The sequence below is a fragment of the Streptomyces sp. NPDC027189 genome (genome assembly GCF_055566975.1).
In genome coordinates, this window is the sequence record NZ_JBVHRI010000033.1 from 1 (window position 1) to 22,503 (window position 22,503).

20 protein-coding genes, 1 tRNA gene and 1 pseudogene are annotated in these 22,503 nt (G+C 67.3%); 13 read left to right on the forward strand and 9 right to left on the reverse strand.

The window, feature by feature from the left end; genetic code table 11:
* Together ACZ4RZ_RS43470 and ACZ4RZ_RS43475 are read left to right on the forward strand one after the other, a co-directional pair.
* On the forward strand, window positions 1–645 hold a 645-nt coding region (locus ACZ4RZ_RS43470), incomplete at its 5' end, for a transposase (protein ID WP_467753087.1).
* A 56-nt stretch (window positions 646–701) separates the two neighbouring features.
* A complete protein-coding gene (locus ACZ4RZ_RS43475) occupies window positions 702–1,568 on the forward strand; it encodes a GNAT family N-acetyltransferase (protein WP_467753088.1) in 867 nt (288 codons plus the stop codon).
* A 477-nt stretch (window positions 1,569–2,045) separates the two neighbouring features.
* On the opposite strand, the gene ACZ4RZ_RS43480 is transcribed toward ACZ4RZ_RS43475, so the two are convergent.
* Both ACZ4RZ_RS43480 and ACZ4RZ_RS43485 read right to left on the reverse strand, forming a co-directional pair.
* On the reverse strand, window positions 2,046–3,326 hold the full coding sequence (locus ACZ4RZ_RS43480; RefSeq protein ID WP_467753089.1) for an ISAs1 family transposase: 1,281 nt from the start codon (window positions 3,324–3,326) through the stop codon (window positions 2,046–2,048).
* Between the two features lie 94 nt (window positions 3,327–3,420).
* Entirely contained in the window at window positions 3,421–4,539 is a 1,119-nt protein-coding gene (locus tag ACZ4RZ_RS43485) for a hypothetical protein (RefSeq protein ID WP_467753090.1), read from the reverse strand.
* Window positions 4,540–4,993: 454 nt separating this feature from the next.
* Here ACZ4RZ_RS43485 and ACZ4RZ_RS43490 point away from each other — a divergent pair, with 454 nt between their 5' ends.
* The 4 genes from ACZ4RZ_RS43490 to ACZ4RZ_RS43505 all read left to right on the forward strand — a co-directional run bounded on the left by ACZ4RZ_RS43490 (window position 4,994) and on the right by ACZ4RZ_RS43505 (window position 7,969).
* Window positions 4,994–5,362, forward strand: coding sequence for a hypothetical protein (locus tag ACZ4RZ_RS43490; protein WP_467753091.1), 369 nt, complete (start codon window positions 4,994–4,996; stop codon window positions 5,360–5,362).
* Window positions 5,363–5,653: 291 nt separating this feature from the next.
* Entirely contained in the window at window positions 5,654–5,839 is a 186-nt protein-coding gene (locus ACZ4RZ_RS43495; RefSeq protein WP_467753092.1) for a hypothetical protein, read from the forward strand.
* 312 nt (window positions 5,840–6,151) lie between these two features.
* The gene (locus ACZ4RZ_RS43500) at window positions 6,152–6,589 is read left to right on the forward strand and encodes a hypothetical protein (protein ID WP_467753093.1); all 438 of its coding nucleotides are present in this window, start codon (window positions 6,152–6,154) and stop codon (window positions 6,587–6,589) included.
* 468 nt (window positions 6,590–7,057) lie between these two features.
* Window positions 7,058–7,969 carry a nuclease-related domain-containing protein gene (locus ACZ4RZ_RS43505; RefSeq protein ID WP_467753094.1) on the forward strand — a complete coding sequence of 304 codons (912 nt, stop codon included), beginning with the start codon at window positions 7,058–7,060 and terminating at the stop codon, window positions 7,967–7,969.
* Here the strand turns inward: ACZ4RZ_RS43505 and ACZ4RZ_RS43510 are convergent.
* The gene (locus ACZ4RZ_RS43510; RefSeq protein ID WP_467753095.1) at window positions 7,942–8,346 is read right to left on the reverse strand and encodes a GNAT family N-acetyltransferase; all 405 of its coding nucleotides are present in this window, start codon (window positions 8,344–8,346) and stop codon (window positions 7,942–7,944) included. The genes ACZ4RZ_RS43505 and ACZ4RZ_RS43510 overlap by 28 nt on opposite strands.
* A gap of 97 nt (window positions 8,347–8,443) precedes the next feature.
* Here ACZ4RZ_RS43510 and ACZ4RZ_RS43515 point away from each other — a divergent pair, with 97 nt between their 5' ends.
* Window positions 8,444–9,475 (forward strand): tyrosine-type recombinase/integrase, encoded by a 1,032-nt coding sequence (locus ACZ4RZ_RS43515; protein ID WP_467753096.1) that lies wholly within the window; start codon window positions 8,444–8,446, stop codon window positions 9,473–9,475.
* Between the two features lie 264 nt (window positions 9,476–9,739).
* On the opposite strand, the gene ACZ4RZ_RS43520 is transcribed toward ACZ4RZ_RS43515, so the two are convergent.
* Window positions 9,740–10,228, reverse strand: coding sequence for a GIY-YIG nuclease family protein (locus ACZ4RZ_RS43520; protein WP_467753097.1), 489 nt, complete (start codon window positions 10,226–10,228; stop codon window positions 9,740–9,742).
* A 1,176-nt stretch (window positions 10,229–11,404) separates the two neighbouring features.
* On the opposite strand from ACZ4RZ_RS43520, the gene ACZ4RZ_RS43525 reads away from it, so the two are divergent.
* Complete coding sequence (locus ACZ4RZ_RS43525) at window positions 11,405–13,615, forward strand: cold-shock protein (protein ID WP_467753098.1); 2,211 nt, start codon at window positions 11,405–11,407, stop codon at window positions 13,613–13,615.
* A gap of 254 nt (window positions 13,616–13,869) precedes the next feature.
* On the opposite strand, the gene ACZ4RZ_RS43530 is transcribed toward ACZ4RZ_RS43525, so the two are convergent.
* A complete protein-coding gene (locus ACZ4RZ_RS43530; protein ID WP_467753099.1) occupies window positions 13,870–14,031 on the reverse strand; it encodes a hypothetical protein in 162 nt (53 codons plus the stop codon).
* 378 nt (window positions 14,032–14,409) lie between these two features.
* On the opposite strand from ACZ4RZ_RS43530, the pseudogene ACZ4RZ_RS43535 reads away from it, so the two are divergent.
* Window positions 14,410–15,045, forward strand: a pseudogene (locus ACZ4RZ_RS43535) (site-specific integrase); the annotation flags it as partial.
* A 67-nt stretch (window positions 15,046–15,112) separates the two neighbouring features.
* On the opposite strand, the gene ACZ4RZ_RS43540 reads toward ACZ4RZ_RS43535, so the two are convergent.
* Window positions 15,113–15,187 (reverse strand) — tRNA-Val (locus ACZ4RZ_RS43540).
* A 216-nt stretch (window positions 15,188–15,403) separates the two neighbouring features.
* On the opposite strand from ACZ4RZ_RS43540, the gene ACZ4RZ_RS43545 reads away from it, so the two are divergent.
* The 4 genes from ACZ4RZ_RS43545 (at window position 15,404) to ACZ4RZ_RS43560 (ending at window position 18,410) form a co-directional block, all read left to right on the forward strand.
* On the forward strand, window positions 15,404–16,180 hold the full coding sequence (locus ACZ4RZ_RS43545) for a DUF4097 family beta strand repeat-containing protein (RefSeq protein WP_467753100.1): 777 nt from the start codon (window positions 15,404–15,406) through the stop codon (window positions 16,178–16,180).
* Window positions 16,181–16,255: 75 nt separating this feature from the next.
* On the forward strand, window positions 16,256–17,689 hold the full coding sequence (locus ACZ4RZ_RS43550) for a hypothetical protein (protein ID WP_467753101.1): 1,434 nt from the start codon (window positions 16,256–16,258) through the stop codon (window positions 17,687–17,689).
* Between the two features lie 231 nt (window positions 17,690–17,920).
* Window positions 17,921–18,178 (forward strand): hypothetical protein, encoded by a 258-nt coding sequence (locus ACZ4RZ_RS43555; RefSeq protein WP_467753102.1) that lies wholly within the window; start codon window positions 17,921–17,923, stop codon window positions 18,176–18,178.
* A 10-nt stretch (window positions 18,179–18,188) separates the two neighbouring features.
* The gene (locus tag ACZ4RZ_RS43560; protein ID WP_467753103.1) at window positions 18,189–18,410 is read left to right on the forward strand and encodes an FmdB family zinc ribbon protein; all 222 of its coding nucleotides are present in this window, start codon (window positions 18,189–18,191) and stop codon (window positions 18,408–18,410) included.
* Between the two features lie 37 nt (window positions 18,411–18,447).
* Here the strand turns inward: ACZ4RZ_RS43560 and ACZ4RZ_RS43565 are convergent, their stop codons facing one another.
* Genes ACZ4RZ_RS43565 through ACZ4RZ_RS43575 form a run of 3 tightly spaced genes read right to left on the reverse strand, consistent with a single transcriptional unit; the run spans window position 18,448 to window position 22,473 of the window.
* Window positions 18,448–19,107 (reverse strand): O-methyltransferase, encoded by a 660-nt coding sequence (locus tag ACZ4RZ_RS43565; protein WP_467753104.1) that lies wholly within the window; start codon window positions 19,105–19,107, stop codon window positions 18,448–18,450.
* A 46-nt stretch (window positions 19,108–19,153) separates the two neighbouring features.
* Window positions 19,154–19,981 (reverse strand): HAD family hydrolase, encoded by an 828-nt coding sequence (locus ACZ4RZ_RS43570; RefSeq protein WP_467753105.1) that lies wholly within the window; start codon window positions 19,979–19,981, stop codon window positions 19,154–19,156.
* On the reverse strand, window positions 19,981–22,473 hold the full coding sequence (locus ACZ4RZ_RS43575; protein ID WP_467753106.1) for a phosphoribosyltransferase: 2,493 nt from the start codon (window positions 22,471–22,473) through the stop codon (window positions 19,981–19,983). Before ACZ4RZ_RS43575 ends, ACZ4RZ_RS43570 begins: the two co-directional genes overlap by 1 nt.
* Window positions 22,474–22,503 lie beyond the last annotated feature (30 nt).

Here is a 22,503-nt window from a genome sequence, read left to right on the forward strand (position 1 = left end):
CCTGGTAACAGGCACGGCGGGTTCGGCGAGAGGTCCGGGGAAACGGACCGGGAGCAATCCCGGCACCGCGCCCCGGGCCTACTCAGCGACGAGGCGGGGTTCACCCGGAGGCCGCCGACCGGACGTACTTGGGGACGGCGCGGCATCACCCCGGTCGTGAAGGTGAACGGCCGGGGTTCCGGGCGGGTCTCGGTCGCCGGGCTGATCGCAATGCGTCCGGGCTCGCGGACCCGGCTGTGCCACCGTCTGCGACGCCACACCGGACGCAAGGGCGAGCGCCGCAGCTTGTCCGAGCGCGACTGCATCGCCCTCGTCGACGGCGTGCACCAACTGGTCAAGGCGCCGATCGTGCTCGTGTGGGACCGCCTGAACACCCACGTTTCCCACAAGATGCGCGACCTGATCGACGTACGCGCCTGGCTGACGGTGTTCACCCTGCCCGCCTACGCACCCGAACTGAACGCGGTCGAGTACCTATGGGCCCACGTGAAACACAGCCTCGCAAACTTCGCCAGCGTTGCCCTCGACCGACTCGCCGCGCTCGTGCGCAACCGACTCAAGCGCTTCCAGTACCGCCCCGACGTCCTCGACGGCTTCCTCGCCGGGACCGGACTCGCCATCGACCTCCCGCCACCATCACCCTGAACACTTGGTCAGTTAATTGGTTGCACGCCACCGAGACGGGGTGTCTGATCCCGGCTATGACGATTGTGCTGAGTACGCCGACGGCCGACGGAGTGCGCGAGGCTATTGCGGCGCTGCGGGAGTGGCAGCACGACGAAGCGCCGATGCAGCTGCATCCCGGGGACATCGGCTGGAACTACCGGTTCGGAACGGCCGAGACGGCCGCGGTGGTCCGGACCTGGAGCCGGGACGGACGGATCCTCGCTGTCGGGATGCTGGATTCGCCGACGGTGGTGCGGATGACGGTCGCTCCCGACGCTTTCCATGACGAGGACTTGGCGCGGCGGCTCATCGAGGACTTCTCGCTGCCCGAGCGCGGCGTGCTGCCGGAAGGAGCGGTATCCATCGAGGCGCCGCAGGGCCTGCTGCTCCACGACCTGTTGACCAAGGAGGGCTGGGGCGTCGACGAGCCGTGGACGCCGCTCTTCCGCGACCTCGCCAAAGCGGTGGAGGACCCCGGCGTGCGGATCAAGGAGATCGGCCTGGAGCAGGCACAGGACTTCGCCGACGTCCTGCGGTCCGCGTTCAACACCACGAGGCCCACGCGCGAGTACCGGCACAAGATGTCCGCGGCACCGTTCTACGCCGACGCCCGATGCCTGGGTGCTTACGACGACCAGGGCAACCCCGCGGCGGTGGTGACGGTCTGGTCGGCCAGCCCGGAGAAGCCGGGACTGGTCGAGCCGATGGGCGTCCACGCAGACCACCGCGGCCGCGGCTATGGCCGGGCGATCACCGTCGCCGGGGCGGCCGCACTGCGGGAGATGGGCTCGTCAAGCGTGCGCGTGTGCACGCCGAGCTCCAACGTCGGCGGCGTCGCCACATACAAGGCGGCCGGGTTCGCGGCGCGGCCGGAGATCGCCGACCGGATCCGGAAGGTCTGACGTCGGGGTCTCCGGACCTTCTCACCATGCCGCAGCGCCTCGTACGGCGGCCGTACGAGGTGCTCTGCTCTCGGCTCGATCGGACATCCACTGCTCCAACTCCGAGGGAGTCCGGCCGACGAGGGCGGTTCCATCCGTCATCCGCACAAACCAGCCAACCACCTCGATGCGCCGAAGTCAGTAACGGGCTGGTTGGTCGGCCATTGACGGCTAGTGGCGGTCGGGTGTGGTCGTGGCCACCAATGTGGAAGCAGCCCTCCACACCCGCCAGACCACCACCCGCCCCGATCAGTACCTGGACCCGATCTCGCTCGGCTGGTGGTAGACGTTGGCCATGCCGGGCCGGTTGTTGAGGTCCTGGCTCGCTAGGCGGGATCGCCACTGTGCCCGAAGGCCATCGCCGCACGGCAGATCTCGAGATGGTCAGCGCAACCGAAGTACCAGGGCCCCGGGGAGAGTCCTGATCGTCCATTTTGATCACGGGATTCCGTGGAGGGCAAGGATGGCTTCGGGCTGGGTGTGGGCGCGTCGGCCGCAGGCGATGTTGGCCCAGCCGGCCCGGTGAAGGGCACCACGGGCGAGGTCGCGTAGTGCGCTCATGACGGCGGGGGTGTGATGGCGGCGGACCTGGCTGGCGTCCTCGGCGAAGGTGACGTCCTTGGTCCAGTGGACGGTGTTTTCGATGATCCAGTGGCCGCGGGCCCAGGCCGCGATCTCGGCCGCGCTTGCCTGGTGCGCGGGCAGGTCGGTGACGGCGTAGACGGTCTCGGTCTGCCATTTCGTCGTTCCGATGCGGCACCGCTTGCGGTGGATCCGCACGACTTGGCGGGCGTGGGGGAACAGCAGCCCGTCGACACTGCAGACCTTCACCTCGCGGACGTCTTCCCGGCCGTGTCCGCGGTCGCGGGAGTGGTGAAGCACGGGTACGTCCTTCCAGGGCAGCTCCCTCAACTGCCCTGCCAGCGTGGGCTGGTTGTTCTTCACCGACAGCAGGTAGTGGGCGCCTCGGTCCTCGACGAGGTAGCGGGCGTGCTCCTTCTGCGCGTGCAGGGCGTCCACCGTGACGACGGCATCGGCCAGGTCCGCGTCGTCCATGGCATCCAGCAGCGGGGCGAACTCGGGGATTTCGTTCGTCTTGGCGCCGATCTCGCGCAGAGCGGCGGTGAGGGCGTCGCCATGGCGGACGGCGGTGATGACGAAGGCCCGGCTGCCGTCGGTGCGGACGGCACCGCGCAGGCACTTGCCGTCCACCGCGAACGCCTGGCGGCGCGGTGGTGGCTGCTCGCCCGTGCGGTTGGCCACCCGATGGGCGCGGCGCTGTTCCCGCTCGGGGACGCCATCAGGGTCGAGTACGCCGGCAGACGTGCCGGTCAGTGCCGTCAGGTGGGCGAATCCGGCCGCGGTCAGTGCGCCCGGGTCCACCCGGGCGAACAGGTCGCGCAGGGTCCGTTCCCCCGGCGCCCGGAAGCAGCGCGCGAAAGGATCGAACGGGCTGCCCAGACGGGCGAGTACGTCCTGGTCCAGGCGGCGGACCCACTCGGCAATCGCCGTCAGCGAGTTGTGCCCCGCGCACGTCATGGCACACACGCCCACGGCGAGCAGTGTCACCAGTTTGAAGCGCACCCCGCGCCGATCGCGCGGATCGGGAACCCGGGCCAGCGCATCGAGCAGCCCCGGCGGCACCACCGCCTCGGCCGGAGAGAGTGAGGGCGCCGCGTTCAGCGCAGGAGGCGTAGGCGATGGTGGGATAGCGAGCACGGCCTTGCGGATCTTGAAGCAACGACAGCCAACGGGCGAGTGGTATCAGCTTCACGCCTTCGCACAGCCGGGCTGGATCAGTAACCACACGTGATCAGGGTCCTTCTGTCGGCAACAGTCCACGCAGATCAGTCGCCGTTTCTTCTAGCGAGGAGAGCTCATCCGCCAGATACCTCCCGTCACGCGTTGTTGGGAGTTCAAGCGGACGCGTAAGACATGTTGCCAAGTACGTCGCCTTCCCTTCCAGTTCACGGTCGAGGAGAATTAGCATATGCTGCACATCCGTTTGAAGTAATGGCGGCCAATTGCTCGCCTTCTTCAAACGCTTCACATGGCGGACTCCGACAATCAGTCCTCGCTCACACCACTCCAGCGGTTCAGGGCAGCCTGAAGCGTGAACATAGTCAAGCGCCGAATCACGCGCCTGATGGATAGCCATCGGGAGTGCAATCGCATTAGCCGAGTATCGACCACGCCGCTCCCAGTTCCGTTTCGCACCCCCTCTGTAGGCCGAGCGAAGTTGCCGAACTTCAGGCATAAGCCAGCCAGCCAAGCCCCCCAGCATATTGAGGATGGCCAGATAAGTGCCAGCCAGGATGGGACTGTCCGAAAAAGCCGGAACCCCAAAATCGGCAGTAGTCACCATGATAGAGGAAGCCAGAAACGGCAGTAATTCTCGAGTGGATCTGAGCACCCCTCGCGCCACAGCCCATAGGGATCGCCCCTCGGGGGCGTAATTGATTTCCCGCCTAGCTGTTCTGATGAGTTCATCGACGCCTTGCCGGGCGGCCTCCACCGGGACTCGCCGCCGCAGTGCCCCACGGCGGCCAGCAGCCATCACAGCGTCCGCAGCGTCAGCCACCAGTGCCTCCAATGGTGGTGGAGGATGGTATCCACTGTAAGTAAACATTGCCGGGAGGATCAACCACAGTGCGGTCTGCATCTCAGCTTTCTGCTTTTTGCCGAGCTGATACTTCCCCCTTTCCCGGGAGGCCAAATTTTCCCACACCCCGGTTCGCTCAATAATCTTTTCCACACCCTCAAGGACAATCAGAGATTGCTCTCTCACTATGGGAGATAGCTCACCGGATACGGATTCACCTTCAATCGTCGCACGATCGAGGCCCTCCTGTGAATTGACCAGCTCACTAAATAGCCTCCAAAGCTGGTCCCATTCGTGGTGTTGATCGGATCCAAATCCGGCATCGTTCATTCCCCACCCCCAGTTGCACTGCCCAGTGTGATACCCGCGCGTGGGATGCGCCAAGGAACAGCGCGACGACCACTGGTTGAACACGCTTGAAAGTACGCTTATCCGCCCATCGTTTTGCCACCCTTGGCGTAGACCCTTCAGCTGTAGATCATGGCAGCTGTGGCAGTTCGGTGATCTCCTTCCGGGGGCAATACTGCTAACCTTAAGATCATTTGTCTGTTTTCTGTGAGGATTTCGGTGTCTGTGTGCGTAGAGTTCCGTCGTGGCCATGGATGCTGACGGGGCGTCATCGGGTTCGCTGCAGGAGTTCATGTCGTTCGGGGTGCTGCCCCAGGACCCGGGGAGAGCCGCGTTCGCCCGGTTTGATCGCGTAGAGCGCGGAGGGGCGCGGATATGAGACGAGCACGACACTTGTGGATCATGGAGTTGTCTACGCTTCAAGATCCGCAAGGCCGTGCTCGCTATCCCACCATCGCCTACGCCTCCTGCGCTGAACGCGGCGCCCTCACTCTCTCCGGCCGAGGCGGTGGTGCCGCCGGGGCTGCTCGATGCGCTGGCCCGGGTTCCCGATCCGCGCGATCGGCGCGGGGTGCGCTTCAAACTGGCTGACTTTGAGTTGGAGCAGCGACCTGATGCACGGTTCTCCGGACCGGCGGTGACCGTGTACTGCGGTCGGTCAATCGGCCTGGCAGGCCGTGCGGTCAACGCCCTGCGCGGCCCGCAGGTGGAAGCGCAGCTGCGAAGGGCCATGGAGGCCATGGGCCCGCCGCGGCTCTTCACACTCGGACCTGACGGCTCGCTGATCGAGCGCGACGGCCTTTAGCTCACGACCTCTTCGTCCCGAAGCAACTTGGGCGTGCGATTGGCCTCGGGCTGACGCGCCTCTCACCTGCTGGGATGGTCCGCAGACGTGCGCGGTTGTCTGCCGCTGTTCGTCGGCGTTGTCACGCAGTTAGACACTCACGCGCCCCCTCGATGCGAACTACGGGCGGGACGGTCGCTGAGGTCTCCTCGGCTGGTCAGCCAGGCACCGGCGGCTGGTACCGGTCGGCTGCGGTCACGGCGGTTGCTGTACTTTCCTGCTGTACGTGGCTCGGGCCGAGGGGAGGCGGGCGTGTGGGCGTTGGGCTTCGTCTTCGTCGTCGTGCCGTGTTTCGCGATCATCGGCTTCACCTGCTTCGCGGCGTGCCGCGCCCAGCGACACAAGGTGCTCAGGGCCGCGGCCTACGCCTTTCTGGCCTTCGGCCTGGTCTCGGCTCTTACCCCCATTGGGGTCGTGGTGTGGCTTCTCACCCTCTGAGGACGCTTCGGTCCGCTGGACGCTGCCGCCAGGGCACCAGTTTGGAAGATCGCGTAACCGGACCCGGGCTGACCTGGTGGAGTGCTGACCTGGACGTTCCCGCCCCGCTTGCTGAGGTTCCCCGTTGTTCCCCGCCGCTTGCTGCTCGTTCGGGCACGTAGGGGGAGTGTGGCTCTCTGCCGGGTTCTCGGCCTTTCCGCGTCCCAATCCCACCCCGGGCCTTGGTCGGCTCCCACGCGGCCTGTGAGCCCGTGACAGGGGCTGGCGGGGGCTCGTGCTTCCCGCAGCCGCCCGTGCCGCATGATGTCCAGCATGTCACTGACCTTTGGCCCGGACCGGCAGACCCGCGAGTTTCAGTGTGACTGCTGCCAAGCTCCCATTGAACGAGCGTGGAACTTCATCTACGCCGACGGTGCCGCGTATGCCACCTACTTCGCGAACTGCTACCACCACAAGGACAAGGACCACGATGCGTGGATAGACGTGATCTTCGGTACGTGGGGCTCTGGCTCTGAGCAGTGGACCGATCACGTCGCGTTCGCCTGTCGCGTCGGCCCAGTGGCTGGGCAGAACACCCCGGCTTCGACCCTGGTGACTGCCGGGCTCGCGTTTCCGGACGGTCCGCTGTTCGGCACCAAGCTCGATCGCGATGCCGCTCTTCAGCACCCGAAGCTGTCCGAGTTCTGGGACGTGTCCGACTTCATCCTGGAGCACGACCCGCTAGTACGTGGTCATGTCTACGGGCACTGACCCGCGAAGGTCGGCGGAACGACTTTGGCCGGGAGCTGCTTTGGCGCGAGTGATCATGGCCCCGTAAGCTTCCGGCGCGTCGGGCAGTTTGTGGACCTGCCCGGTAAAGCACGACGTTGGGGCCATGATCTGCGAGGCTCGCGCCAAAGTGGCTGGCTAAAGTCGCTACGCCGACCGCCCCAGCCACAGCGGGTTTCTCTCGTCCGCCCGCAGCACGTAGCGCGCCGCAGGGCGGGGCCGCCGCTGGCGAAGACAGGGCGGCGGCCCCGCCGACAAGGCGGCGCGCGCCCGCGCCGTGCGCGGGCCTTGATGAATGTAGGGAAAGTTTGGCCGCATGGCGCCCTTGTACAGGGGCATCGTCGGCTGCTGCCATGAGTGCTGGGGACAAATGCGCACTTGGGGGGGGCGGAGCCGATGGCAGACCTCACGGTGAATCCGTGGAAGCGACACGGCAAGGACAGGCTCTACGTGAACCTGCCGGACGGCACGCCCGTCGCGTGGGCGGACCGGGATTCCAAGGTCATCACCGTCAAGGTCACCGAGCACCGGCATGAAGCTGTCGCCCTACTCCGTCAACGCCTCGGCGATCCGGTGACCGTGCGCACCGACCGCCCAGACGCCTCGCCTTCTCGTCGGCCTCGGCCGGCCCAGCCTCCTCAGCAGCCTTCACCCCCGGCGACGCTCCGAGATGATCGACGTCCACTGTCTCTGCCCGAACTCACCGTTGCCGATGACTTGGCGAAGAACCCTCCCGGTGCAGCACTCCTCAGCGACATGGCCGTTCGTGGCCCCTCGGTTGTTGCGCGAGCCTGGTCCAAGCTGCTGAAACGCCCCTCGGGCTGGGAGTCGTGGCTTGACGGCCTCGAAGGGGAAAAGAGGGTGGGCCGTGAGCTGGAACGTCTCACCGTTCATGGCTGGCGAGTCCTGCACGGCATCCCCAAGGGCAATGGCGGGGACATCGATCACCTGCTGATCGGTCCCGGCGGGGTGTTCGTCGTCAACACGAAGCGGCACCCCGGTGCTTCGGTCTGGGTCGGCGACGAGGTGGCCAAGGTCAACGGTTCCCCGCACCCGTACCCCGCAGCGAGCAAGGCGGAAGCCGCTTATGTGCGAAGGGTGTTGGAACGCTACGCCGACTTCGCTCCCGACGTGGTGCCCGTCCTCGCCTTCGTCGATGTCGCCTCAGTGGTCCGCGCACCGACGCAGCACACCGTGCGGACCTACCAGGAACGGGAGGTCTCCGCCCTGGCGCCGTTGACTGGTCAACTCACCCTGGAACAGGTCGATTCGCTGTTCGCGGTGGCCCGGCACAAGCGCGCGTGGCTTCGCACGGACCCGCCTTCGGCACCCGGTCAGGCTTCGGGGGCTGGGGAGACGTAACAGACAGCGTCGATCTCCTGCCCTTCGCCGTACGCGTGCCTGGCGGTCCCGATGCGCTGCATCCCTATCCGCTCGTAGAGCCGGATGGCTGCCTTGTCCTTGGTCATCACGTCGAGAACGACCCGTAGTCCGTGGTCCCGGGCGTAGTCGAACGCGGTCCGGATCAGCCGCTCGCCGAGCCCTTCGCCGCGCGCCTCGGGTGCGATGAACAGACGGGCGCCTACGGCTACGTGGTCCGCGGTGTCGCCACTCTGCTTGAGCCACATCTCCACGGCGTCCTCGCCCTGCGGCCGGCTGAGCATGGCATGCCCGACGATCTTGCCGCCCCCCTCCGCCACCCACGCCTGAAGAACGCCCGCGGGGCTTAGCCATTCCAATGGGGCGTCGACACCTTCCACCGGGTATCCGTCAGCGGCGTGAACGGTGACAAGGGCCGCCGCCGCTCCCGGTAGGTCTGCTTCAGTGCGGGGGCGGATGGTTGTGGTCTGCCCGGCTGCGTCGCTACGACCCCCGCCGGCCTGGGCGACAACGGAACTCCTGGCCGACTCGATCCAGGCCGCCGCGGTCCACCAGTACGCCTCCGTGTCCGTGGCCCCCGCTGGGGACCAGCCGGCACGCACCTTCCAGTGGGGCAGGCAGCTCGACATCCGCCCCGTGCGGGCTTTCGGCGACGGCTCCGCGCTCACGGAACAGGCGGTCGCCTCCTGCGTCGCCAAGTACGCGACCAAAGCGGCAGAGACGACCGGCACTCTCGACCGCCCGGTGAGCAACCGCGAAGCTGCCATCCTCTTCTTGCGGGCCATCATGAACACGGCCGTGGATGACGGGCTGATCGAGCGCAATCCGTGCCGGGTCAAGAGTGCGGGAACGGTCACCCACACCGAGCGTCCGTTCCTCTCCGTGCCCGAGGTGTACCGGCTCGCCGACGCGGTCCCGCCGCACTGCCGCGCCCTGGTGCTCCTGGCCGCGTTCGCCGCGCTCCGCTTCGGTGAGCTGGCCGCTCTCCAGCGCCGGGACATCGACCTGGAAGCTCGCACCGTGTCTGTCCGCCGCTCGTACGCCGAAACCCGAACCGAAGGCCTCACGGTCAAGGCGCCCAAGAGCGCGGCGGGTGTCCGCACCGTGGCGTTCCCGGCCTCGCTCGTGCGCGAGCTGGCGCACCACCTGGCGGAGCATTCGGAGGCCGGCCGGACTGGGCTCGTCTTCGTCGGCGCCCGCGGTGGTGTCCTGCGGCGGAACAACTTCCGGCGGCTCTGGCTCCGCGCCCTCGCCGCGACCGGTCTCGGTGACGTCCGCTTCCACGATCTCCGGCACACCGGCAACACGCTCGCTGCCACCGGTGGCGCCACCACCCGCGAGCTGATGCACCGCATGGGCCACTCGTCGGTGCGGGCCGCGCTGATCTATCAGCACCTCGTCAACAGTCGCGACCACCAGATCGCCGACTACGTCGACGGTCAGATCAAGAAGGTGAAGCGGCCTCCGCGCGGTCCATCTGGCACGTGAGTGGCACGGCGGCCCCCACCGGCCGGAAACGACAGAGGCCCAGATCACCGGATTCATACCGGCTGACCTGGGCCTTGTTCGTGTCCTGAGACTGGTGGGCGCGGACGGTTTCGAACCGCCGACATCCGCCTTGTAAGTTCGCTCGCTGTGCGGTGCGGCGTGCCGGAACGGGGCCTGCTGGTCGCTCACCGATCCGGCTGTGGCCGCTTCGGTGCACCATCGTTCGCCGCCGTTGATGTCAGCTGGTGATGTCAGACCGACGGGCTATGCGCTGACGGCCAACTCCCGTGCTCGTTGACGGGCTTGGGATCTCAGTTCCTTGAGGCGGCCGTGGAACGGGTTGTGCCGGTTCTGGTCGAGGTTCAGAGGCAGGTCGAGTTGAGAGATGAGCTCCGACTCCATGGTCCACGGTTCGTCATGCTCGATCCAGCACACTCGGGCGTTCTCCGCCATCCACTGACTGAGGGCGGCTTCCCCGGTCTTGCCGAAGGTCATGCGCTTCCCGCTGCCTACGCGGCGCAGCTCAAGCCCGAGCAGGCAGCCGAGGGTGCGGCGAAGCGTCGATCCGGCCGCACTACCCCGGTAGTGATACCGCACGCGCTTGCGCAGGTTCTGCGTGCTGGTTCGGTTCGCCATGTGTCGCGGGGCTATGCCGACGTAGAGCAGGCGCCCGGCAGCGAGATCTGCACAGGGAGCCTTCTCGAAGTACCACCCGTAGACCCCGGCCGCCGCCGGCACGGGACTGGGACGCAACAGAACCTCCTGTGCCGACCACAGCCGATCCGGTTCGGTGAGAGCAGCACGGGCCACGGAGCCTCCAAGATCGGCGGGCTGTTGGCCGCAGAGTACTGGCTGACCACATGAGCCACGGCTGCAGACCGGGCACCGCGGCCTCGTAAGGGCGGCTGTACGAGCCAGCGAAGGCGCGCAGGTCGCCCAGCGTTCAGCGAGGCCCAGACCAGCGGTGCATCTCGACTGCGGCGAACCGTCGTTGACCGTGACTGACCGCATGATGTGGCACGCCTGTGGCACGCGGCCTTCCGGACCGTAGCTCCAGGGAAGGCTCTCGGGGCCGTGGGCGCTCAGCCTCTGCTTCCCCTTCACGAAACCAAAGACGAATCCAACGACACGGCGGCTGGGGCGGGCGGAGCTTGCAGTCCGCGGCGGCGGCCGTCAGGGACAGCAGCCCCTCGCAGCCACGGTCTGGCTCCGCACATGATCCGAGAAACAGTGTCTAGTGGGCGACGTCAAGCGCTGCCGGGTGCGATCAGTAGCCGAAGAAGTGAAGGGCCGGGTCTCTGACCTGCGGCCGTGCATTCGATCAACGCTGCGACCTGCGACTTGACTGTCGACGGTTGTCAGCGTTGGTCGTCGTTGAGCAGCCTCGCACGGCCCAGGGGCGGCCCGAGCGGGGGTGCTGCGGTGTGCCAATACGCAGCTCGTGTGGTCAGAGTTTTCACTGATGCGCCCGAGGGCAGACAACCCTCTGACTTCAGGCAAGAGTCTGGACATCGGAAGATCTTGTCCATCATGCTTATATGCCTCAGTGTGCCGTCTAGGCTGCATGTCCGGGGGGACTTGGTGAGCTCAACTGCTACACGCCTGACCTGTTTCGCCATCCTTTCTGCTGTTGAAGAGGACTTGCGGAATGCGATTCTAGATGTTTCCTCGGATGAGGACGACGCCAAGTCGTTGCTTAAGGGTGAGCGGTACGAGAAGGCCCTTTCGCGGCGTAGTCGCGACATTGGAGAAACGGCGAAGAAGACTCTCGGCTCGCTCGTCCCATATTTGGATTTTTCTGACGCCTACTAAGTGTTGGCCACTCTTAAGCACAGGCTTCCAGAAGATGCACAGGACGCGCTGTCGAAGTTCGCTCCACGGATCGCAAAACTAACGCAAGTTCGTAACAGGGTGGCACACACGCGCCCGATGGAAGTGGACGATCTGGCCGCCGTTTACGACGCCATTGAGGAGGCGTGTGAGTCATCCACTGAACTGTGGACCAACGCTGGTGTGGCGCTGCGGCGAATTGAAGAGGATCCAGCGTCCGTCCTAGGGCTCACTATTAGCCTAGTAGCGGATCCAGACAATGCGCCCCAGCATAACCTGCCTGCGCCAGAATTCGATGAGACAGGCTTCTTTGGGCGCCGCAAAGAAGTTGATCGCATCAAGAAGGCGATTAAGGGTGCATACCCTGTGGTGTCGATCCTTGGCGATGGAGGAATCGGCAAAACATCGATCGCACTGAAAGCCGCATACGAGCTTCTCGACGACCCAAAGAACACGTTCGATGCTTTTGTGTGGGTGTCGGCGAAGGCTACGATTCTGACAGTCAATGAGATTCAGCGCATCAGTGACGCTATTGAGAGTTCACTCGGGCTGTTTGCCTCAGCGGCCGAGCAGTTGGGGGGCAAGAAGGCGGCATCCGCCAGCGACCCGATGGAGGAGGTCCTTGAATATCTTGCACATTTCCGCGTCTTGTTGATTTTGGACAACTTGGAAACTGTCCTGGACCAAAGGCTTCGTGACTTCTTGCTTGACCTTCCAATGGGAAGTAAGGTGATGATCACTAGCCGTATCGGGCTCGGCATTGAAAACCCTGTCTCTCTCTCGGCCTTGTCAGATCATGAAGCCACCCGTCTTCTATACGCGTTGGCAAGGATTCGTGATGTGAAGGCACTTCAAGGGCTCCCGGCGCCAGCTGTCACAAAGATGGTGCAAGCCATGAAGGGGCACCCCGCCTACATCCGGTGGTTTGTTGCTGGCGTTCAGGCCGGCAAGAGGCCGGAAGAGCTACTTCAGGGAAATGAGCTACTCCTCGACTTCTGCATGTCCAACGTGTACGGGTATCTATCCGATGCGGCGCGTTCAGTGCTTCGCTCTATGCAGGTACTCCCCGGGCGTCGGAGTCAGGCGGAGTTGGCATTCATCAACGATTACTCCGCAAGCGCAATACAGTCGAGTCTCCTGGAACTGATGAGGACCAACTTTGTGCAGATGCAAGGCGCGTCTATGGGGGATACATCAGAGACCACCTACCATCTATCAGATTTTGGGAAGCAGTACCTCGACACTAGGCATGCGGTCAAATCTGAGCAGCGCTTGTGGTTTGAAACTAGAAGCAAAGAACTGACGGAACTCGGCGTCGCCTTGCAAGCCGAAAGTACGGCTTCCCCGTATGACCCGAGGACCATTGACGTGAAAGGCCCCGGGGACTTCAGTGTTGCTCGAATCCTACGGGAGGCTTTGCGCGAGTACGACCGAGGTGAATACGACGCAGCCCTCATCACCTGTCGTGAAGCACAAACGCTGGCGCCCGTCTACCACGAATCGTGGCGCGTTGAGGCTTTCGTCCGCACTGGAACCCGTGATACCGGAGCGGCTCGCGCGGCTTTCGAGCGCGCAATTGAGCTAGCGCCTGACTCGCCAACGTTGAATTATTTCTATGGATCGTTCTTGGTCAATGATGGGATTGATCCACAACTTGGACTAGGGCTGTTGCAGAAATCAGCGATGCTTGCAGATGTGCCGCCGTCGGTGATTCTGGAAATCACTTGGGCTCACATCCAACTCACTGATTTCGACTCGGCGGTTACCAGCGCTGCTCACGCCATGTCGCTTAGGCCCTCCACGGAGGACGCATCAGTCGCACTGACAATGGGCGGCCGGGCAGCCGTGTATGGTTCCCGCAAGCAGAGTAATGAACTCGCTTTCGATAAAGTAGCCGAGCTCATCGAAGCGTTGGTTGAGCTCGCGGAAGGTTCACGTGTCGAGACGCTGAACGGAGAAGGTGCAGACCGTCTCATTCAGCTATCTGCAATCTGCGACGAGCTGCGCGAGAAGGTCGATGACGATTTCCTGGCGGGAAGTTTTGACAATTTTGCGGCTCGCTTGAGGGACAGGATCCGAGCAGTCGATCCGGATCTACTAGGCCGTAGAATCGGTACGGTCAAGAACAAGAATCCAGAGCGAATGTTCGGATTTATTCGTTCATGGAGATCCGACTACTTCTTTCATCTGAGCAATTTGTGCTCGCAGGAGCAGTGGGGCTACTTGATCGAAGGAGTCTCAGTTGCTTTCGACCCAGCCGATGATGGACCACGCGGTGAACGCGCTATCCGCGTGCGTTGGCTGGGGTGATGTTGCCGCTTGAGGCTTGCCGCTGCCGTGAGGTCGGTGGAGTCTCAATAGGCGAGTTAAGCGGTACACGATCTTGAAAACCGTCGTGGCGCGAGTCACCGTGGGTTCAAATCCCACACCCACCGCAGGTGAAAGGCCCCTGACCAGGTAAATCAGTCAGGGGCCGTTCTCGTGAGCGTTGTCCGCCAGCGACCGTGACTCCCCGCTGTTTCCCGACCGAACGGGCACGGGAGGGGCACGTCGTCCGGTGATCTCTAGACGGCGAGCAGCCCGGCGAGCAGCACAGCCGCTACTGCGGAGAAGACCCGTGGCTTCCTCCAGCCCGGTCCCGAGGCTTGGCGGTTCAGCTCCCACATGAACACCAGACCGCCGACAAGGCCCAGCGCGCTCCGCAGCAGGAAAACGGTGGTGTGCACAGGGATCCTCCAGAGACCTTCGAATGGACGGGAAGGCTACATCCCGGTGGGGTCGCGTGGATGGCCGGCCGGTCTGCGGTCGACGACGCTGAGAGGTTGGCTCCGAGACTTTGGGCTGGAGCTGCCATGGGGCGAGTGATCATGGCCCCGTAAGCTTCCGGCGAGTCGGGCAGTCTGTGGACCTGCCCGTAAAGCACGACGTTGGGGCCATGATCTTCGAGGCTCGCCCCATGGTGGCTGCCTAAAGTCTCGGAGTCAACCGGCCCATCAGCGTGCTTACCGTTCTCCACTCAGGCCCGCACTCGCTGCGGCCCAGGGCTTGGCCCCGGCGCCGAAGGCGCAGAGGGGCCAAAGCCCAAGGGCCAGCCCGCGCTCGCGCGGGCACTTGATCCCTGGAGCCTGGACGAGACGCTCGACTTCCTCACTGCCGCTCGGACTGATCCGCTCTACCCCGCTTTCGTGCTCTCCATCGCCCTCGGTCTCCGTCGTGGGGAGGTCATCGGGCTCCGATGGCAGGACGTCGACCTCGACAAGCGCGAGGTCAGGGTCCGAAAGCAGCGGCAACGGGTCGGCGGTGAGGCATACGAGGACGACCCCAAGGGCCGACGCCGTAGGCAGGTACTGCCACTGCCGGCCATCTGCGTGGCCCCACTGAGGTACCAGCGCATGCGGCAAGCCGCGATGCGTGAACGTGCGGGTGATCGCTGGGAGGAGAGCGGCTACGTCTTCACCACGCGGACGGGGCGACCGATCGAGCCGCGCAACGTCTACCGCTCCTTCACCCGGGTCGCCAAGAACGCAGACCTACGGGTCATCCGACTGCATGACGCTCGGCACGGCTGCGCGACCCTGCTCACCGCGGCCGGGGTGGCGCCACGCGTCGTGATGGAGATCCTGGGCCACAGCCAGATCGCCGTCACGATGAACGTCTACACCCACGTGGTCCAGGACACTCAGCGCGAGGCAGTCAGCCACATGGACCGGCTCCTCACGCGGCGCCTACAGCGCGAGTAGACCCGGCGCTGATGTCAGACCTGGATGTCAAAGACCCCCAGCCATGATCGGCTGGGGGTCTTTGGCCTGGTGGGCGCGGACGGTTTCGAACCGCCGACATCCGCCTTGTAAGGGCGGCGCTCTACCGCTGAGCTACGCGCCCAGGACGAGTCGACAGCCTACATTGCCCGAGGGGATGCCCCGCAAACCCGTATCCGGGGGGATGCCCCGCAAACCCGTATCCGGGGAGTGCGGGCGGACGGGCCGGGGCGGGGGTTATCCCCACCTTCGATCCGGGAGCCGCCCGGATCCCCCTGCGGACCCCGGATCCGTACGGTCGAGGAGACTTCGCAGCCAGTCCTTCTCAGGGGGAATCACCATGGCCCGTACCGTTCCTGCCCGCGCGGCCGCCGTCGCCGGCGTCGTCGTGGTCCTCGTCGCGGGCGCTACCGCCTGTGGCGCGTCCGCGGGGGACGACAAGAGTCCCGATCACCGGTCCTTCGCGCTGCACGGGCGCACACTCACCGTCGACTCGGACGACTCCGCGCTCGATCTCGTGGTCTCGGACTCCGCCAAGGCGGACAAGGTCGAGGTCACCCGGTGGTTCCGTGGGCGGGTCGTCGTCGGTGGGGATCCCAGGGTGACCTGGGCGATGGAGGACGGCGATCGGCTCGTGCTGCGGATGAAGTGTTCGGGAGTGGTGGCCGACTGTTCGGCCAGGCACCGGATCGTGGTGCCGCGCGGCATCGCCGTCACCGTGCGGGACGGGGACGGAAGCGTGCGCGCGCAGGGCTTCAAGGAGGCCCTGAGCATTCGTACGTCGGACGGTTCCGTGCGGGTGACGGATTCCTCGGGGCCGCTGGACCTGCACAGCAGCGACGGGTCCATCCGTGCGCTCGGCGTCGACTCGCGCCAGGTGCGCGCCCGTACGCAGGACGGTTCCGTACAGCTCGAACTCGGCGCCGTGCCCGACCTGGTGGACTCCCGCTCACAGGACGGTTCCGTCACCATCGCGCTGCCCCGGGACAGCTACCGCGTGACGACCGGGAGCGGTGACGGCTCAGTGAATGTGTCCGTACCCCGCGACCCGGCCAGCTCCCATGTGGTGTCCGCCCACACGAACGACGGGAAGATCACGGTACGAACCGCGAACTAACCGGCCCGTGTGTTCGTCCTTAACCGGTGGGAGAATGACAGCCGGGCAAGGCGGATGACAGCACGGGAGAGGGATGTGACGGCGACACCTTCGCAGCCGTATTCGCCGTTTGTGCCATGCGCACAGCAAGCGCCTCGTCGCCCCTCGACCGCTCGGCGGTACCGGGCCCGCCGCGCCCTCGGAATCTCGCGCGCCACCCGTGACGCGCTCACCCTCATGACCGTGCCGCTGCTCGCCGTGCTCGTGCTGCCCGCCGCCTTCGCCGGTGGCGGCACCCGGCGGTGGTTCGGCGGTCGCTCCGAGAGTCAGCGGGCCGAGGCGCAGGCCGCCAAGGACGCCGCCGCGGCCGCCTTCTACGAACTCGACACCGCGCAGCGCGATCTGCGGATCTCCATCGAGACGATCACGGCCGTCGACGACTCGCCCGCGGCCCGCCGCGCGGTCTCCGACTTCGAGGCGCTGGGGCGGCGCATCGACGAGGCCAGTCATCAGTACATCACCGCCGTCGACGCCCACGATCTCGACCGCGACGACCTGGAGGCGTCGGTCGCCGTTCGGGCCCGCACCGAGCTGACCGCCGCCAAGGACGAGCTGGGCCGGGTCAAGGGGGATCTGGACCGGTTCGAGCGGGGGCTCGGGCCGCTGCTCGGCAAGGCCGAGACGCAGCTCGCCCGGCTCGCCCCTGCCGTCGAGCGCGCCCGCCAGGCCTTGCTCGCCGCGTCGAATGCGTTGGACGGCGTACGGGGCTCGGGGCTCACGGCCAATGACCTCGCCGCCCGGCTCGCCGCCCTCGGGCCCGAGCTGACCAAGCTCAACCAGGGGGCCGGACAGCACGGCGTACCGGAGACGCTGGAGCGCGCCGAGCGGGTCTCGCGGGAGGCCGGAGCGGTGCGCGCGGAGGCGGAGCGGCTGCCCGAGCGGGCCGCCGAGATCGACCACCGGCTGGTCTCGCTGCGCACCCGCGCGCAGGCTCTGACCACCCGGTCCGGGCAGGTGGAGCCGATCCTGAGCGAGCTGCGGCGGCGCTTCTCGGCCGCGTGCTGGCAGGACCTGCAGCACGTGCCGGAGCAGGCCGCGGAGAACGTACGGCAGGCCGAGCTCAAGCTGAAGGAGGCGCAGGCCGCGCGCGACGCGCAGCGCTGGCCGGACGCGACCTCGCTGCTGTCCACCGTGCGGGCGCTGCTGAACAACACCGACGAGGCCGTCTCGGCGGCCGGCGACCGGCTGCGGCGGCTGAACGCGGTGGCGAAGAACCCTCAGCAGGAGATCGACCGCACCCGGTTCGCCATCCGTGACGCCCAGCGGCTGGCCATGGCGGGCCGCAGCACCCCCGACCAGCGACACGCCCGCCCGCTGGACGACTCCGTCGCCCGTCTCGACCGCGCCATCGCCACGCTGGAGGGGCGCCACCCCGACTACTGGCACTTCCTGACCGAGACCGAGGCGGTACGGCAGACGGTGGCGCGGGTGGTCTCCCAGATCCGTGAGGAGCGGGGCGGCGGAGCCTGAAGTCTCCGCGCTCCGGTGTAGGGGGCCCGAAGTCTCCCGCGCTCCGGTGTTGGGGGTTCCGGGCCTCCCGGGCTCCCGTGTCGGACGTCCGAAGTCTCGCGGGCTCCCGTGTCGGACGTCCGAAGCCTCCCGGGCTCCCGTGTCGGACGTCCGAAGTCTCGCGGGCTCCCGCTTCGGAGATCCGAAGCCTCCGGGCTCCCGTATCGGGAGCCCGAACTCTCCCGCGCTCCGATGTTGGCGGCCCACCACCCCCAGGCGGATGCTGAAAGAACGCACGGCCCCCGCCGACCGGAAAGCACGGCCCCCGCCGACGCGAAAGCACGTCTCCGCCGACTGCCCCACGACAACCCGTACTGGAAGGCCCGCCATCCCAAGCGGATCGAGCAGGAGCAGCGACTGCGCGCCAAGGCCCACGCGCTGGCCCTCCAGCGGGCCAGGGAGCGCGAGCTGCCCGGGCGACCCTCGTCGGCGGCGCGGGGCGCCCGCTAATCTGGGCCTCATGCCTCGCTACGAGTACCGCTGCCGGACCTGCGGCGACACCTTCGAACTGAGCCGACCGATGGCGGAGTCCTCCGCCCCCGCGGACTGCCCCGCCGGACACGACGACACGGTGAAGCTGCTGTCGACGGTCTCCGTGGGCGGAACGTCGTCCGCCGCGCCCGCTCCGGCGCCCCGCGCGGGTGGCGGTGGCGGCTGCTGCGGCGGGGGCTGCTGCGGCTGATCCCCGGACCCCGGACCCCGGGGGGGCGCTCCCCCCGCTATCGCCGCCGCGCCAACGTCATCCCGTCCGCCACCGCCAGCATCACGCTGTCCACGCGGTCGTCCGCCTTCACGTGCTCGTTGAACTCCTTGATCGCCGCGGCGAGGCCGGTCGCCCCGGGGTCGGTGACGCCGCCGTGCAGGAAGACGTTGTCGACGACGAGCAGTCCGCCGGGGCGCATCCGGGGCACCAACTCGTCCCAGTACGCGATGTAGTTGTCCTTGTCCGCGTCGATGAAGGCCATGTCGATGTGCGGCTCGTCCGGCAGCCCGCGCAGCGTCTCCCGCGCGGGCGCGATCCGCAGCTCGATCCGGTCGGCGACACCCGCCTTCGCCCAGGCCTCCCGCGCGTGCTCCGTCCATTCCTCGGAGATGTCGCAGGTCAGCAGCGTCCCGTCGGGCGGCAGCGCCTGAGCCATTGACAGCGCCGACAGCCCCGTGAACGTACCGACCTCGACGATCCGGCGCGCCCCCGTCAGCCGCACGAGGAACGCGAGCAGCGCCCCCTGCTCCTCGGCCACCTGCTTGCCCGCCACCAGCGGGAGTTGGACGTGAGTGACCTCGACCAGCATGCGCTGCACGGGGTCCAGCGGCGGGTTGTGACCGAGCATGTACGCGTAGAGCTCGTCTGTCAGTGGAGTGCTGTTGCCCTTGGCCACGTGGCTCTCCTCACGTCGGCTCCCCTGCCCACGGTAACTCTCGGGCTCAGCCCGACGCCCGTCCGTCGCAGGCGTTCACGAACTCCCGCAGGATCCGCTCCCCCGCGGCGATCCCCCGCTCCGGAAGAGCCGTGATCGCGGGCGCCGTCCAGTCCGCCTCGGCCAGTTCGCCGTGGCCGGGGCGCCAGCCCCGGTCGGCGGCCAGCAGCAGGTCGGCGTCGAGGAGGGAGTCACCGGCGGCGAGGGTCAGGGTCGCGCCGGTGCGGCGGGCGAGCTCGTGCATGGCCGCGCTCTTGGTGAGCGGCTTGGGTACGGCGTAGATCTTGCGGCCCTGCAGGGACACCGTCCAGCCGCGGTTCTCCGCCCACACGGCCAGCTCCTTCACCCACTCCTCCGGGAGCAGCTCGCGCTCCACCACGAGGTAGACGAACAGGTCCTCGGCCACCCGGTGCTTGCGGACCCAGGCGGGATCGGCGGTGGCCGCCAGGTGCTCCCGCACCTCGTCCAGCGGCGCGCACTCGGTGGCGAGCCGCGCCGTCACGCTCCCGTGCCAGTCGCGGTCGGAGACGCCGTCGACGAGCAGGTGCCCGCCGTTGGCGCAGATCGCGTACTTCGGGGCCGGGCCCGGCAGGTTGATGCGCTGGTACTGCTTGCGGGTGCGGGTCGTGGTGGGCACGAAGACCGCCGTGTCACCGAGTTCGGTGAGCAGGGCGGCTGCCGTCTCCGTCATGTACGACAGCGGCTTGCTCTCGTGCACCTCGACGCACAGCAGCCGGGGTGCGCGGGCGTCCGGCATGGTCAGCGCCAGGGCCGCGGAGGAGTAGATCAGCGTACGGTCGAGGTCGCTGGCGACGAGCGTCTTGGGCGCGGACATCAGGCCGTCACCGCCTTGCCGTCGGCACCGGTCGCGCCGCGCGTGTACTTCGGGTGGATCAACCCCACGCAGGTGTACGGGAGTTCGGCGACCTCCTCGACGGGTACTCCGCGCTGCTCGGCGAGCAGGCGTACGTGGTCGAGGTCGGCGCCCGCCCCGGCGCGCGCGAGGATCTTCCAGGGAACGCGGCGCAGCAGCACCCGGGTGGTCTCGCCGACGCCCGGCTTGACGAGGTTCACGTCGTGGATCTCGTGCTCCTCGCTGATCCGCTCGACCGCCGCCCAGCCCTCCCAGGTGGGGGTGCGGTCGGCGGAAAGGAGCTCCTTGGCCTGGGCGCAGGCCGCGTCGGTGACCTCGGCGAAGTGCGCGGCGACGGCGTCCAGGAAGGCGACGGAGACATCGGAGCCGGCGAGTTCGCGATAGAACTTCGCGCCGTGGAAGTCGTGCTCGCCGACCAGGTCGGCACGCAGGACCGTGCGCGAAATCAGCCCGGAGACCGTCGAGTTGAGGCAGGCGGAAGGGATGAGGAAGTCCTCGCGGGTGCCGTACGTCCGCACGCACGAGCCCGGGTCGGCGAGCACCGCGATCTCCGGGTCGAAGCCGGTGATGCCCTCGGACGCCTCGAACTCCCGTATCGCGTCGGCCAGTTCGCGGGTGATCGCGCCCTTGCCGGTCCAGCCGTCGACAAAGACGACGTCCGCCGGGTCGTGGTGGGCGGCGAGCCAGCGCAGCGCGTTGGCGTCGATGCCGCGGCCGCGGACGATGGAGACGGCGTAGTGCGGCAGGTCGAGGTCGTGGCGGTGCTTGGCCCAGCGGCGCATCAGGACACCGACGGGCGTGCCCGCGCGGGCCAGGGACACAAGGACCGGGCGCGGAGAACGTTCGGCAAGCACCAGTTCGGTGACGGCGCCGACGGCCTGGGCGATGCGGGCGGCCGAAGTGTCGAGGGCCGCGTGGAACAGCTCCTGGTACTGGGCGGTCGGCTGGTACTCGACCGGAAGCGACTCCGCGTAGTGGGCGCCGCCGCTCTGGATCGCCTCCTCGCGCTCCTCGGTCGGCGCCTCCAGGCCCACGTCCGAGAGGTCCTGGAGCAGCCAGCCGACCTCATCGGCCGCGTACGAGGAGAAGGCGGGGCCGCGGAGGGGCTCGGGCAGCATGGAGGGCCTTTCGGTAATCGGCCGTGCGGGGACGTACGACGGGACGACGGCGAGCAGGACGCTCGGGGTGTGCGCCGCCAGCTGGGCCAACAGGCCGTCGGGGGCGTGCAGTTCGGGGGTGTCGGCCACCGAGTCGACGACGGCGACGACGGCGTCGAAGCCGGCGCCCGCGACGTTGTAGGCGTAGCGCTCGCCGGGGCCGTCGTCCGGGTCGTCGTGGGCGGGGAAGACGAGTCGGGTGCGGATCGCGTAGCCGGGGTCGTCGAGGGCGAGAACGGGCGAGCGGGTGGTCGTGGAGGAGCGGACCTCGGCGGTCACCACCTGCTCCAGCTCCCGGGCCAGCCTGAGCGGCGCGTACATCAGCTCCTCGAAGCCGAGCACGAGCACGCGCCGGGCGCCGTCCGGCAGCGCGTCGGCGATTCGCGCGGCCATGGCGGGCAGAGCGCCCTCCAGCCGTATTCGCTGGCCCGGCGTGAACCCGTGCCGCCCACCGTCGGGGACGCCGCGGGGCCAGCCGAGCTCGACGCGGGTGGCCTGCCGCCCGGCACGCCCGGGCGCCGCCGGGCCGGGCGCCGCCGGGCCGGGCGCCGCCGACTCGTGGGCGGCGACCAGCGCCTGCCCCTTCTCCAGGACACTCTCCGGGAACTTCACGGTCCCCGACGCCGCGGACACCAGGTCGACCCGCGCGCCGATCTCCCGGGCGAACTCCTCCAGGCGGCCCAGGTCGGCGGCCGAGCGCATGTCGACCAGCGCCACGACCACGTAGCGCTCGCGCGGATAGCGCTCATGCAGGTCACGGATCGTGTTGAGGACGGTGTTGCCGGTGGAGAACTCGTCGTCGACCAGGACCAGCGGGCCGGAGCCCGCCAGCAGACCGGGGTCCTCGGGGAGGAGCAGATGCGAGGTGGCGTGCGAGTGGGACTCCTCGAAGCCGCCCGCCCGGGCGACGCCCGTGACCGGGCGGCGGGTGGAGTGCAGGTAGGGAGCGAGGCCGACACCGTCCGCGACCGAGTGGCCGAGGCCGGTGGCCGTCTCGGCGTACCCGAGGACCACGGCCGCGCGGGCGTCCTCGGTGCCCAGCAGGTCCCGCACCCGGCGGCCGAGCGCGAACCCGTATCCGTACACCACGGACGGTGACTGCGGTACGTGTTTGCCCAGGACGTTCGACACGAGCAGATGCGCGCGCCTGGGGTTGCGGCGCAGCGCGAGCCCCAGCAGGTCGCTCAGCCTCTCGTCACCGACGAGTTCGACGCCGAGCCGCTCGGCGACCCACGTCCCGGTCCACACCGCGTCGTTCACTGCGCCGTTCACTGCGTCGTTCACTGCGTCGTTCATCAATTCCTTGTTGATCGGGTTCCGCATCAC